Annotated in this window: 12 protein-coding genes, 1 tRNA gene and 1 pseudogene; 3 read left to right on the top strand and 11 right to left on the bottom strand. The window is 67.1% G+C overall.

Annotated elements, in window-relative coordinates:
- The 3 genes and pseudogenes from MJ783_RS04785 to MJ783_RS04775 form a co-directional block, all read right to left on the bottom strand.
- A partial coding sequence (locus tag MJ783_RS04785) for a HipA N-terminal domain-containing protein (protein ID WP_239308702.1) occupies nucleotides 1-605 on the bottom strand: 605 nt, incomplete at its 3' end.
- Nucleotides 605-919 carry a helix-turn-helix domain-containing protein gene (locus MJ783_RS04780; RefSeq protein WP_239308701.1) on the bottom strand — a complete coding sequence of 105 codons (315 nt, stop codon included), beginning with the start codon at nucleotides 917-919 and terminating at the stop codon, nucleotides 605-607. The genes MJ783_RS04785 and MJ783_RS04780, both read right to left, overlap by 1 nt.
- 69 nt (nucleotides 920-988) lie before the next feature.
- Nucleotides 989-1,151 (bottom strand): annotated as a pseudogene (locus tag MJ783_RS04775) (IS5/IS1182 family transposase); the annotation flags it as partial.
- A gap of 665 nt (nucleotides 1,152-1,816) precedes the next feature.
- Here MJ783_RS04775 and MJ783_RS04770 point away from each other — a divergent pair.
- On the top strand, nucleotides 1,817-4,831 hold the full coding sequence (locus MJ783_RS04770) for a hypothetical protein (protein WP_239308700.1): 3,015 nt from the start codon (nucleotides 1,817-1,819) through the stop codon (nucleotides 4,829-4,831).
- Between the two features lie 224 nt (nucleotides 4,832-5,055).
- On the opposite strand, the gene MJ783_RS04765 is transcribed toward MJ783_RS04770, so the two are convergent.
- Nucleotides 5,056-5,517: a class I SAM-dependent methyltransferase gene (locus tag MJ783_RS04765; RefSeq protein ID WP_239308699.1), complete on the bottom strand. Its 462-nt coding sequence runs from the start codon at nucleotides 5,515-5,517 to the stop codon at nucleotides 5,056-5,058.
- 123 nt (nucleotides 5,518-5,640) lie between these two features.
- Between MJ783_RS04765 and MJ783_RS04760 the strand changes: the two genes are divergently transcribed.
- Nucleotides 5,641-6,444 carry a GntR family transcriptional regulator gene (locus MJ783_RS04760; RefSeq protein ID WP_239308698.1) on the top strand — a complete coding sequence of 268 codons (804 nt, stop codon included), beginning with the start codon at nucleotides 5,641-5,643 and terminating at the stop codon, nucleotides 6,442-6,444.
- A 505-nt stretch (nucleotides 6,445-6,949) separates the two neighbouring features.
- Here the strand turns inward: MJ783_RS04760 and MJ783_RS04755 are convergent.
- The 4 genes from MJ783_RS04755 to MJ783_RS04740 all read right to left on the bottom strand — a co-directional run bounded on the left by MJ783_RS04755 (nucleotide 6,950) and on the right by MJ783_RS04740 (nucleotide 10,087).
- Nucleotides 6,950-7,026: transfer RNA gene (locus MJ783_RS04755), tRNA-Ala, on the bottom strand.
- 129 nt (nucleotides 7,027-7,155) lie between these two features.
- Nucleotides 7,156-7,896: a hypothetical protein gene (locus MJ783_RS04750; RefSeq protein ID WP_239308697.1), complete on the bottom strand. Its 741-nt coding sequence runs from the start codon at nucleotides 7,894-7,896 to the stop codon at nucleotides 7,156-7,158.
- Between the two features lie 549 nt (nucleotides 7,897-8,445).
- A complete protein-coding gene (locus tag MJ783_RS04745; RefSeq protein ID WP_239308696.1) occupies nucleotides 8,446-8,988 on the bottom strand; it encodes a hypothetical protein in 543 nt (180 codons plus the stop codon).
- A gap of 103 nt (nucleotides 8,989-9,091) precedes the next feature.
- A complete protein-coding gene (locus tag MJ783_RS04740; RefSeq protein WP_239308695.1) occupies nucleotides 9,092-10,087 on the bottom strand; it encodes a hypothetical protein in 996 nt (331 codons plus the stop codon).
- Between the two features lie 286 nt (nucleotides 10,088-10,373).
- On the opposite strand from MJ783_RS04740, the gene MJ783_RS04735 reads away from it, so the two are divergent.
- A complete protein-coding gene (locus MJ783_RS04735; RefSeq protein ID WP_239308694.1) occupies nucleotides 10,374-10,523 on the top strand; it encodes a hypothetical protein in 150 nt (49 codons plus the stop codon).
- A gap of 627 nt (nucleotides 10,524-11,150) precedes the next feature.
- On the opposite strand, the gene MJ783_RS04730 is transcribed toward MJ783_RS04735, so the two are convergent.
- Genes MJ783_RS04730 through moaC form a run of 3 tightly spaced genes read right to left on the bottom strand, consistent with a single transcriptional unit; the run spans nucleotide 11,151 to nucleotide 12,846 of the window.
- Nucleotides 11,151-11,783, bottom strand: coding sequence for a GNAT family N-acetyltransferase (locus tag MJ783_RS04730; protein ID WP_239308693.1), 633 nt, complete (start codon nucleotides 11,781-11,783; stop codon nucleotides 11,151-11,153).
- A complete protein-coding gene (locus tag MJ783_RS04725; protein ID WP_239308692.1) occupies nucleotides 11,780-12,349 on the bottom strand; it encodes a molybdenum cofactor biosynthesis protein B in 570 nt (189 codons plus the stop codon). The genes MJ783_RS04730 and MJ783_RS04725 overlap by 4 nt, the downstream gene beginning before the upstream one ends.
- Complete coding sequence (moaC, locus tag MJ783_RS04720) at nucleotides 12,346-12,846, bottom strand: cyclic pyranopterin monophosphate synthase MoaC (protein ID WP_370651443.1); 501 nt, start codon at nucleotides 12,844-12,846, stop codon at nucleotides 12,346-12,348. Before moaC ends, MJ783_RS04725 begins: the two co-directional genes overlap by 4 nt.
- Nucleotides 12,847-12,945: the final 99 nt, after the last annotated feature.

Here is a 12,945-nt window from a genome sequence, read left to right as displayed (position 1 = left end):
CTGTCCGAACGCGGGAACTTGGCGATCGAGAGCCGCCCGGACGCGTCCCGCACCGCCGCCTTGGGGCGCGCGCCGCCGAGCGAGCTACCTGCGTCGATGAGGTCGGCGAGGTCGCGGTCGACGTCGCCCTCCGTGCGGACGTGGTCGGCTGCTCGCAGGAGCCGGGCCAGGTCGATCAGCCGTGGGACCGCGTGCCGGTGCGTCGAATAGTAGGTGGCGCTTGCCGGCTGGCGAAACCTGACACCTCCCTGGCGGGTGTCGTCGCGGACGCCGAGAAGGAAGTCGGCCTTGCCAAGCGTGCGAGGCGTGGCCGCGGCGGCGCGGGCGCGTTCGCGCTCCGCACGCCTCATGAGGTTCTCGCCCCATCGGTCGGGGGCGCTGTCGGCGAACGCGTTGAAGATGGCTGACCCCGGCGGCGTGTGGAAGACGCCAGCGGCCCTGGCCAGCGCCGGGTCGAGGTCGTATCCGGCCGGGTTGGTCAGGTAGGCGTCGGCGTATCGGAACGTGGCGCTCTGTCCGCCGCGGTCGTGAAGCCACAGCGTTCCGGCGGCGGTCTCCTGCCCGTCGATCTCGACGGTGACCTCGACAGGATCCCGGCCAGCCATCAGCGCCGTACTCGCTTGGGGAGGATCTCGTCCATGCGCAGCCGGCCGACGTCGGTCTCGTACGGGTCGGCAGCCCTGACGACGGCATCCATGATCCCAATGGTGCGGAGCACCCTGAACAGGTTCTCGGTACTCGCGGTGCCCTTGCCCTGCTCGATGGCACGCAGCGTGTCCCGGGAGATCCCGGCCCGCTCGGCGACCTGGGCCGCGGTCAGCCGGTTCAGCTTCCGCCAGGTCGACACATGCTCGCCGAGCAGGCGCAGCGACCGCGCCACCGACAACGGCGTGACATGCGAGGCCCTGTCACCGACCATAGCCAGCATCATACGGGTCTACGGTGGTTAAGTTCGCCGTTAAGCGTGGCTGCCTCCGTGTGGTGGTCGTCAGGTGGTACAGCCGTGCTCGGTGTGGATGATCACGAGGGCGGCTTTCACAATCAGGCCGATCTTCCAGGGGTCGAGACTGACGCTGCGCAGGGCCATTGACGTACTTCAGGAGGGCGTTCGCACGTTCACCGGCGGCCCGTAGCGCGTAGTGGATCCTGTTGCGCTTCCTGGTCGCATGAGACTTCGAAGATCGGCGGACGGTGACGTTCGAGCACTGTCCACGAAAGCGGGGACCCTCCAGCCGACGCCATGCAACAGGTGTGGGTGGGGCTGGTCCGTCGCCATGAGCAGGCCGACCGCGGCACGCCAGACGCCCGGCAGCTCGCGCTCCTGCGTCTGGCCGACCTCGCGCTCTGTGGCGGTGACGCCCTCAATGTCGTCGGATCGATCGATCCCGCTGCGCTCGACGGACTTCGGCACGACGGGCTGTTGCGGACCTCACCCGACGACCCTTTCAAGATCGGCCCAGAGTTCACCCACGACGAGGTGCGCCGCTACGCGGTCGCCCGCCTCCTCCTCGCGTCAAACAACCCCACGTCCAAACTGGTCGCTGCCGGCGTACCCCGCTGGGCACTCGGCGCGGCACGCCTGGTTTGCCAAGCGAGGCTCGCTGCGCCTGACACGCCTTCGAACCCGCTGCACGGCAGACTCGGCCGTCTACAACAGGCATTTGACGACCTCGTCGAGGCCGGCCACGGTGAACGCTGGGCTGACGTTCCAGGTGAAGCTCTCCTCACGATAGGTGACCCTGTATCCATCTTGCGCGAGGCATGGGCTGACCTGAACGCCGATCGAGGTGCCGGACTCAAACGGCTATGTCGCCTCGTGGACCAGCGGCTTCGCGGCGAGACCGGCCTGGTCCGAATTGTTGCCGTCGAGCCGCTCGTGCGCCTCCTGCTCGACGACGAGACACCGTGGCAAGCTGGCGACCACGTGCGAGACCTCCTGCGCGACTGGCTCCGGGCCCTCGTCCGCGACGACACAGCCACGGGGTACCCGCTGCGGGTGAGGCTGCATGACAGGCTGATCGCTACCTGCGCCGCGGCCGATCGTCGGTCGGAAGAAGAGCGAGCGACCGCTGCCGCGGCACGGGCCACCCGCTCCCCTGAGGAGATCCAGGAAGAACGCAGGACCACAGCCCTGCGCAGCCGGCTCCGCTCCGGGATCGGCTACCCTCGCAGCCGCCGCCCTAGGCGCCCCGACGTGCCTCGCGAGATTACGGATGAAACCACCGTGGAGTTCTTGGCGCTCCTCGGCCCCGATCTGAGTGAAGACGGCGAGTCTGTGCTTCGCCGCGTTGCGAACGACGCGCCCGCTTGGCTGCGTCCGGCGGTCGAGGAGCCGTTTACCGGCCGAGCGCTAGCGATGTACCGGCGGGGTTTCCTGGCAGAGGTGACTGAGGCCTACTACCTCGACGAGGACGGGACCGGCGTCCACGAGGACGGCATCAGAGACCACCACTCCCGCGGGTTCGGTGTAAGACCCCTCGCAGCCTGGTACCGGGGCCCGTTCATGGCCTTGTTCCAGTCCGACTTCCACAACGGCGTCGCCGTACTCAACCGAATGCTCAACCATGCTGCGCTCACCCGCGCACGTGTCCTCGCCGGTCATGACTCCTACCGCGCCCCCGTCAACGGACACAGCCTCGCCGCGTACGACAATGAACTCGACATCACCGGGACGCGCCGCACCTACATCGGCGACGGACATGTATGGCTGTGGTACCGCGGAAGCGGCGTCGGACCATATCCATGCATGAGCGCGTTGCAAGCTCTGGAACGCGTATGCGACCAGCTGATCGACATCGGAATCCCTCTGCCCAACATCGTGGATATGCTGCTCGTAGGGTGCGAGAACCTTGCGATGGTTGGGCTCGTCGTCGGGCTGCTCGTGCGCCACCTCGAACACGCCGATCGACTGCTCGATCCATACCTCGCGGAGCCGATGATCTGGCATGAGGAGTTCTCGCGCGTCGTCCACGAGACCAGGCGGCTGGCAGCGGCCCCCGATCACCCCACCGGCCGTGAACGTCGCCAATGGTCACTTCGCGAGACAGCCATGTTCCTGGTGCTGCGCGCCGATGACCAGCGTGCGGATGAGCTGCGCCTTGTCGGTCAACAACTGGTCGCTACGATGGAAAGCCTGGTTAGAGAGTCGTCGGGCGAGGCCGACGCTACAGACATCGAAGAGCAGCTCGTTACGGTGCGAGCCTGGGCGAGCGGCCTCGACCGCAACACCTACGAAGCACAGATAGTCGAAGGTGGCCTGCTCATCCAGAGCAACCCTCCCAAAGAGATCGTCCAGGCATTGCAGGAAGTCAACGTGGACGTGGGCCGTGCCCAGGAGGCAGCGCGGCTCATGCTCCGGTACCACGTCAACCTGAAGCGAGACACGGCCCAAGCAATCAGTGCCGAGGACCTCACTGCCGATCTTGCCGTCGCTCAGGACATTCACGAGGCCCTGTCCACGCTTAGCCCGCGGGACCGCTGGGACACACCCACAGCCGTAGCCGCAGTGGCACTTGAAGCTCACTTGCTCCACAACGTCGCTGTGCCCGAGCATGCTCTGCGCTTCGCCGTTGGCATCATACTTCGCGTCGGGGAGGGCGAAGCGTCACCCCTCCGGTTCGAATACGAGGAGACTTATTTCGAACAGGCAGCCGACCGCAGCGCGGCGCGAGTGCTCCCCCTACTACTGACGCCAAATGCCGCAGCACTTCGAGCCCTCATCGACGGCAGTGACAGTTCGCAGACGTACCAACGCTCCATGGCCGCAGCCAGAAACCTCGCGCGCGCAGTCGCCCACGAGGTACGTCTACACCTGGCCCGAGGCCTCGACCACGTGTGGGGGATCCCCTGCCCCCAGGACAGACCCTGCCATCACGAGGCAGCTTTGCAGCTATCGACCGAAACCATGCGAGAATGTGCGTTCGGTGATTGGGATGTGAATACCGGCCAGCGGCCATTGGTCTATCTTGGCGACCCCGTCGTAGCCTCGCTCGCGGCCACCGCTGGTGACGCCATCTACGTCTCGCGCCTCGACCCTGCCATCCGAGCTCTCGCGCCGGCAGTGCTGGCAAATATCTGCATATCAAAGGTCGCCCGCGAACTTTTCGACGCGTTCCTGTCCACGCACCGCCGCGCGCTGCTCGCGTACGACCAAGACATGGACCATCGCGGAACCCATGCCTTGGTCGCGGCGCGCGCGCTTCTCGCCATCGCCACCGAAGGCGACGACACGCCAATATTTGAGCACATTCTTGCCTATCAAGACAGCCCTGTGCGACTGGACAGTTTCCTGAGGGCTCTTTCAGCCGCTGCCGAGGAATCACCGGTGCGTGCAGCGACCGCGCGGAGAATGTGGCCGACCGTGGTCAACTATGTCATTAGGCTGAAAGTATCGGGTCACACTCCTTTTGAAGGAGGGCGGTACACGCGCGACGCGTTGCCGGCACTGATTCCGAATCCCGCAGGCGAAGTCGCCTACCTCTACCGGGAGGTCGAAACCAAGCCAATAGTATGGTGGGAGCCCGCGACCTTGCTGCCCGTCGTCAAACAATGGCTGCCGCACGCCCGCGGAAACCCGACCTGCGTCGATCAGATCCTCAGCTTCCTGTCGTCGATGGAAACTGCGGAGCAAGCACGCCTTGGCATGCCATGGATCGAGGATCTCGTCCTTCCTAATCCAGATGGCATCACGAACCGTAGCTTCCTGATCACATCATGGCTAATCGAAATCCGGCCCGCCGCGGCAGATGCAGGATTGTTGCATGACTGGCAGCGCGTCGTCGACAGCCTCGTCGTCGCGGGTGCCAGTCGACTGGCACCCTACTCGGAGTAACAAGTCGACGAAACGAGATTATACGGTACGGCCGAGGCCGCCTATCGGCTAGATCAATGGCTGCTTGCCGTTCCGATCAGTCGACCATGAGTTGCATATAGATGCTCTCACCGTCGATGCACTCGTAACGAGCGATCTTTTCCAAGGAGTCGTCTGCCATCGCCCTTAGCTCGGCGAGATTTGCCAAGCGCACAAGCGGTGTCGTCACGGAGACTCTGCCAATGTCAATTTGGTGAATGCCGCAGGTAACGCCGAAGCCTGGCATCTCCGCTCTCACGTGAGTCTCGACGAGAGGCCCTGCAATCTCCAGGAAACTGGCAAGGGTCGGCGAGGAGGAAGAACGTGTTGAACACGGCGTAGACCAGCGGGACCGGGTCGGCGACGGTGAAGGCCGCCGCGTCGGCCTCGACCGCGGTGACCGCAAGCCCCTCCGCCACGGCCGAGCGGTGCAGTTGGCGGGTCATCTCCCCGGAGGCATCGATCCCGACGACCGGCACCCCCACGCGTGCCAGGGGGAGCGCGACCCGGCCGGTGCCCGAGCCGATCTCGACCGCCGGGCCGTCCCCGGCGAGGTCGGCGAGCACCTTGATCTGCACAGGGTCGGCGAGGAACGTGCCGTAAAGGTCGTCGTAGGTGTCGGCAATCGCATCGCCGTACGTCGACTCCTGGTAGTGATCAGCTGGCATCGAACACCTCGCCCGTCGTGGCGTTACACGCTGGTAACGTCTGCTGTACCGGTACAGGAAGAGTGATCCGATCGAAAGATCGAAAACAGTACCGGTACAGTTTGAGTGACGAGGAGTGCCGTTATGACCCGATACGAGGAGATCGCCGCCGAGCTACGCCGGCGCCTCGATGCTGACCCCACCCCCTACCCGGTGGGGAGCCGCCTGCCCGGCCACAGCCAGCTGACCGCGGAGTTCTCCGTGGGCCGCGGTGTCCTGGCCGAAGCGCTCGGCCTGCTGGCTCTCGAAGGCCGCATCCGCATCGTCGACCGATCCGGCGCCCTCGTCCTCGACCCCACAGCGCCGCCGCAACCCGTCGACGTCGGCAGCCAGGTCCGCCGCAACGAACTCGGCTACATCTTCAACGCCGCCGCCGGCCACTGGCGACCCACCGCGCCACCCACTCGCCGCTGGCTGCCGGCTCCCCCACACATCGCCCGCCTCCTCGACGTCCCCATCGGCAGTGACGTGCTGGAGCGCCACCGGATCGTCGGCCCTGACGGCCACCCCGTCCAGATCGCCGACTCCTACCTGCCCGCTGACCTGGCCCGCGGCACCGTCCTCGAAGCCGCCTCCACCGGCCCCGGAGGCATCTACGACCGGCTCGAATACGACCTTGGCCACGGCCCCCTCACCTGGCACCCCCGCGTCGGCGCCGCCGCAGCCACCCCCGACCAAGCCCGCGACCTCGGCGTCTCCCGCGGCACCCCGCTGCTCGTCCTCACCCGCATCTCGATCAGCGGCACCAGCAGACGCCCCGTCGAAGCCACGATCACCTACCTCGACGGACACCGCTTCGAAGTCACCAGCCAACCGATCACCCGCGACGACACCGCCGCCTGGCCCACCACACCCGCCACCGCGGAAAACCGACCAGCCGCCCTCTGACCTCTGACCTGTGCACACATGCCCTCGGGCCGTCGCGGGCGAAAGCGTCAGCGACGAGTGGCCAGCATCTGATCGTCGACACTCTTTCGTACCCGGGCGGGCAGAGCGGCTGCCGCACCCAGCGGACCGCCCTGCCCGATGCCCCCCGGCGAGGCGATCGTCGGCGTTATCGGCGCTATCTGCCGACGTGATCAGGCACGTAGCTGGGAGCTGCCCGAACGCCAGCGACGCTGCCACACACAATGGCCGCGTGACACGGCGGCTCACCGGGCTATCACAGAGATCTTTATGGCGCATCGTGCAGCAGACGCTCCGGCGACGCGGAGGTCTGCGATGCCGCTGCCGACCAATCCCCGAAACTACGTTCCGCAACCAAGGTCCGCCGGTACGTTCGGGGAATCGAACCAAACGATCAGAGCCCTGACCTGGGCATCCTCCACTCGATCAACGATCTAATCTCATAGAGTCTATCTATTTGCCCAGGTCAGGGCATTGTCACTCCAAGTGGTGGAGGTGAGGGGACTCGAACCCCTGGCCTCCTCCGTGCGAGGGAGGCGCTCTACCGGGCTGAGCTACACCCCCTGGAGCTTCTGCAGCTTACCGCAGACCTGGATGGGCGTGACGAGCAGGCCCAGCCACACTCCACGCGATCTCCACGAGATCAAGGTCTGGTGCGGCGCTGAGAAATATCGGCGCGGGAGCAGCAGCGCATCAGTCGCATCGGGCCGGGATCAGCCTCGGCTCACCCACCCTCGCGCGGGGCAGCCGCGCAACAGCCAGGCCGACACCGGCATTGACACCGGCAGCCGCGTCCGCCTCGGCCATCAGCCGGGCGAACAGCTTCGCGGCCTCCCCCGGCCGCAGCAGACCCGCCTCGTGACCACGCCAGCCACGTTCCCGACCGCCGTCGAAGACGACCTGGTGATCGGGAACATCCTCGTGCTCGAAGAACAGACGAGCGCGGTCGAAAATGGCCTCGCCGCCGGGGACAACGCCGGGGACAACGCCGGGGCGTGCCGGACCGCTGTCGATGACGTCACTGTCACCGTCGCCGTCACCATCCGATACGGAACGGATCCGGTTCTCAAACGCCCGTCCCCCCCAGGAGGAATAATCAGCTGGATAATTTACCCAGAGTGACAGCCCCTCCTCCGGGGTCCATGTCGGGTCCCAGTACGGGAACTGCCACATCGCGCGACCGGGACGAAACACGGACAGCGTCATCCGCACGCCGCGACACCGCAGATGGAAGCCGAACCCGTCCGGACGCAGCCCGCGCAGTTCCACCGGCACCCCGCAGCTGGCTGGGCAGAGCCGAAAGCCAGCGGCCCGCAAGTGCGCGGTCCACTCGTCGAACGTCCACTCCTCGAACGTCCGCTCCTCGAACGTCCACTCCCAGCCAGCCAGATCGTCGGAGATCCCGGCGCACTGACCGCTAAGGTCATAACTCATTGTGACGCCCCTTTGCGTTCACATCGGCAATGACTGGCGGATGCCATCCGAATGGCAAACAAATAACAAACAGATGACGAATTAAAGGACAAAAAGGAAAAAATAAACGACGCCAGCCGGGATGGCCCCACGGCGACCGCGGACCATATGCCCGAGTGAGCCTCAGGCGAGCATCTGGGGACGCATCGCCCACATGTCGTTTGATCTACACAAGCCAGCCGGAAGCAACCGGGCTTCTCCGACGATGACCCCTCGCGCGCGACCGGATGAACAGGTCAGGGACGCCGGGACGGCAATGCGGACGTCAGCGCACGCGAGGGCAGCGACAACAGGCCCCCGCGCGGACGCGCGTCACAGCCCCGGCAAACAGCCCGGGGATGCGCGGCGCGCGGATGGTCACGTACCCATTATGCACAGGCTGTACGTGCCGCTGTCGATACGGCCAACAGGCCACACACAACTCCGGCCATCGCCCGCCACAGGGCCGCCGGAGGTCCCGGGGACCAAGCGCCAGGGTGCCCGAGCGGGGCCGCCGGCGGGCTGTTCCGGTCAGCCGAAAGTGGACACTTCGATAATGGGCAGGCCCGCGTTCCTGGCCTTGTCCACCAGATCGTCGGTCACCGACGCGCGGTGCGAAACGACCGGACGCAATACCAGCGCGACGATGCCCTCAGCGGGTGTCCGCCGCAGCTGTACGGCACGCGCGAGCAGGCGGGTGTTCGTGCGGTGGTACACCGCGTCGTCCTCGACCTCACCGAGGATCTCCAGCTCACACGGCTTCAACGAGCCGATCAGCTGGTCGTACCGGGCGCACCAGAAAGCTCCACGGCCGTGGACCGACGTCCGCCGGAACGTGTCGACATCGAACGGCAGCACCACCCGCACGCCAAGCCCTGCCGACCGCGCGGCGGCCAACACCACCAGGTCAGCTCCGGAGGCAGCCGCGCCGATCAACAGCCGTGGGCGCAGCTTCGCGAGGGCGGCCTTGGTCCGCCGTTCGACGTCGGGCAGATCACGTTCGCGGAAGCGAGGCGGTTCGGTATCTCGGTTGTCGATCTGGACGCCACCAAAAACAGCGATCACCGACATCATCAGTGGCCCATCACGATGTGGATTTTGGCACACATCCATCCGCCGTACGACTGGAGCACGCTTTTTCAAGCGTCGATCGGACGGGCGCCCGGCAGCCGAGCCGTCAGCTGCCGACCGCGTGCCGTCGCCACAGCTCGTCGAGTCCGTCCGGATCCTCGGTTCCCGCCTCGGGCTGCCGCGGGTCGGCCGCCGACGCCGGCCCCGCGGTCAGCCCACCGTGCGCCCCCGGCGGGTTGACCTGCACCCGCCCCGGCTTGGAGGAGTTCGGACGGGCCCCCGCCGCCCGGCCCGCCGAACGCCCGCCGCCGGCGGACCCGGCCTCCTGGCTGGAACCCCGCTCGGCATCGGCCCAGCCCGCATCCTCGTTCCCGTCGGCCTCGAATCCGGCGTCGACGGTCGCGGCGTGGGAGTAACCGAGGTAAGCGGCGTCCGCGGAGTCGCCAGCGGCACCAGCCACGGTCCGCGCGGCCCCCTCGATGTCTCCCCCGACGCTCTCCTCGGTGGCCGTCGCGCTGCCGACGAGCCCGTCGACCGGACGAACATCCTCACCAACGCCGTCGGCGCCCTGGTTGCCGACGACCGCGCCTTCGACGACACGCGATTGCCGGCTGACACCGGCTGCCCCGGCGCGTGCCGCGGCAGCCGCCGCGATCTGGGTGAGGTCGACCGTCTCCGCGGCGGCACTCATCAGATCATCATTGATGTCGGCGTCGCGATGGACCGCGACGGGGTCGGAGAGCCGGAACGGTTCGCTGCCGGCCGCCCATGGCCCGGCCGCGCTGCCCGCCGCGCTGCCGGTGGCGCTGGGGCGAGCGGTCTGACGGCCGTAGCGGGCAGCCCGCTCCGCCGCGATCCGGCGGTCCAGCGCCAGACGGGAGGCTCGCAGGCGTTGGTCCGCTCGGGCGGCCCGGCGCAGGTGGACTACGTAGCCGACGAACGCGACGTCCGCCAGGAGTTGGAGAAAGATCCATAGACCACGCAACAACCCGGTGAGCAACGCGGTCACCAGTACCGCGACAAACATGATCAACAATCGCCGGCGGCGAAGCCGAACCAGCGCCATCCGCTGCGCGTCGGCCTTCCGCCGCGGCGCGGGCATTGCGTACCGTCCGGTTCCAGCGCCCTTTCCAGCCAGAGCGCGACCAGGCAGACCATGACCAGCCATAGCGTGACCGGATGCGCTGGCGCCAGGAGGATGGCTCTCCGCCGGGAAAACGGGACGCGCGGGTCGGGAAGCCGGGTCGGCACCCTGCCGGGAAGTGCCTGGCCGCATCGCGGACCCCCTGCCCGACCACGGCGCCCTCCGCAGCGCGAGGACTCGCATGGCCATCGTGAAACGTTCAGCTGAGCGCTGTTCCAGCGTGTTGTCATGGTGCCTCAACCACATGGGGATTAGCACGAAACCCCAGACCGCGACGATCGCGAGCCAGATGAGCGCGCTCATGGCCGCGGATGTGGAAGGCGGCGCCATGCCGCGAACCCGCAACAGCCCGCACGCGGCTCGGACGGCGCAGACTGCCGCGCAGGCCAGCTGACCATGGACGGTGGCCTTCCTGCCGACTCGGATATCGATGATGACGCCGGCCGGCTCGGACCTCGCAAGCCAGCCATGCCGAAATGCGGTGAGGCCCAAGCGGCGCGATCATGAAAAGTCTCACGCAGCCAGCGGTGTTAAGGAACGTTAGTGAGGGAATACCGTCTGGTCACCGACCTGAAGCCCGCGTGTCGCACTATCGCGATGCGTACCACGTTTACATCCGGCAACATCGCAGTCACCGTAAGACAGCAGTAAGGTCAGTCACCTTTAGAGCGACCGGCAATAGGGGACGCGGCGTCGCGGGGCCAGGGCACGCACCTCGCCGCATCGCTACCCGTCCATCGCTGCGCGATGCACGGGTACCCCGGCTCGTCAGTCGCCACCCAACACCTCCGATGGCTCCCTCCGTCGCCTCGCGCCGCACGCACCCCAGCCCCGCTCCTTGATCCAATCCCCTATTGCCGGGCGCTCTTATGACGACTCGCCCCCGCAGCACAAAAGGATCTTATTGGACTGACAAACCGTGACAACCACATCCTCCAGATGGTCACCATCACACGCAACAGCACGCAACAGCAATCGTGTGACTACCTGAAGCCAAGAAACGATATCCGACTGGTTACTCTCAGCTCTGTGAAGCGCGGATGCCACGCCAGCGATTCAGTAACCCCTCTGGGGCGTCCTCCACAGTGACGGCATAGCTGATGTGGTCCCGGTAAGCTCCCCCGATCGCCAGATAGCGCCGGTGGAACCCCTCCTCTCGGAAGCCCAGCTTTTCCACCACCCGGCGGCTGGCCGTGTTCTCGGGACGGACGTGCGCCTCCACCCGGTGCAGTGCCGCCGCGGTGAAACAGTGGTCCACCACCAGTGCCACCGCGGTCGGCGTGATACCGCGCCCGGCATACCCGCGGTCAACCCAGTAGCCGACATGCCCGCTGTTCAGCGCACCACGAACAATCGTGGAGACGGTGACCTGCCCCACCAGCCGCCCCTGAAACGTCATCGCGAACGGCAGCGCCGTGCCGAGACGCGCCTGTTGACGCAGCCGCCGCACCATCCGGTTGTAGACCCCTATGGTCTGGCGCTGCGCCCACGCGTCCGCCGTGACAGGCATCATCGCCGGAGTCGCCTCCCACGGCGCGAGCCAGTCACCGTTACGCACCCGGATATCGACCCAGGTAACAGCCTCACGCAACCGCAGCGGACGTACCCCCACCGCTCCGTCGGCCAGACTTGCCGGCCACCCGGGTGCCCTCATCCCGGCCCTCCCGGCCCTCCCGGCCCTCCCGGCCCCCGGTCCGCGGCGCCCGGATCGGCGTAAAAATGATCACCGCCGCCGCGTATCTGGGCTATGGCATGCCCGACGACCCCAGCCAGCACGTCCACGCCGTCCGCGACACCGCCCGCCGAGCCCGGCAGGTTCACCACCAGCGTGTCGCCCCGGACACCGACGATGCCGCGGGAAAGAACCGCGGTCGGGATCTTCGCCCGCCCGGCGTCGCGCAGTGCGGCGGCGAGCCCGGGTACTTCTCGGTCGATCACCTGCCGGGTCGCCTCCGGTGTGACGTCCCTGGGCGCGAGGCCGGTACCACCGGTGGTGACAATCAGGTGGATGTCCGCCGCGACGGCCGCCTCCAGCGCGGTCACGATCGCCGACCGATCGTCGGGGACGACGACCACGTCGTCAACGGAAAAACCGATCAGGCGAAGCGCTCTGGCGGCCGACGGACCGGAACGGTCCACGTAACTGCCCGCGTAGACCCGATCCGAAATGGTAATCACCCGGGCACGGCTGCCCGTCGGCACCCCCGACGCGTGGCTCATCGGATGACGCCGCCCGGCCCGTCCGGCCCATCCGCATCGGCATTCGTATCCGCATCCGCATCCGCATCCGGGGAACGGTGCCAGTCACCAGAACGCCCGCCGGTCTTGGCCAGCAGCCGGATACCGGTGAGCGTCGCGGCCGGATCAACCGCCTTGATCATGTCGTGCAGAGCGAGCCCAGCCACCGCGACCGCGGTCAACGCCTCCATCTCCACGCCGGTGCGGTCCGTTGTCCGGGTGGTTGCGGTGATCTCGACACCATGATCACAAACGGTCAGCTCAACCTGGACCCCTGACAGCGCGATCGGATGACACAGCGGGATGAGCTCAGGTGTGCGCTTGGCACCCATGATGCCGGCCAGCCGGGCGACAGCGAGCGCGTCCCCCTTGGGCACACCGGCGCCACGAAGCAGGCCGACGACGGCCGGCGCGACCCGCAGACACCCCTGGGCGACAGCCGTCCGCGCTGTCACCTCCTTGGCCGAGACGTCGACCATGCGTGCGGCACCGGCGGCATCCACATGGGTCAGCCCCGGCTCGCTCACGCCCACGCCCGCGTCCGGACCGGGTCCACGACCGCCGGGTCGCCACCGCGC

The sequence above is a fragment of the Protofrankia sp. Cj3 genome, assembly GCF_917627355.1.
Lineage (GTDB): Bacteria > Actinomycetota > Actinomycetes > Frankiales > Frankiaceae > Protofrankia.
Note: the sequence above shows the minus strand (reverse complement) of the source record. Positions and strands in the feature narration are given on the sequence as shown.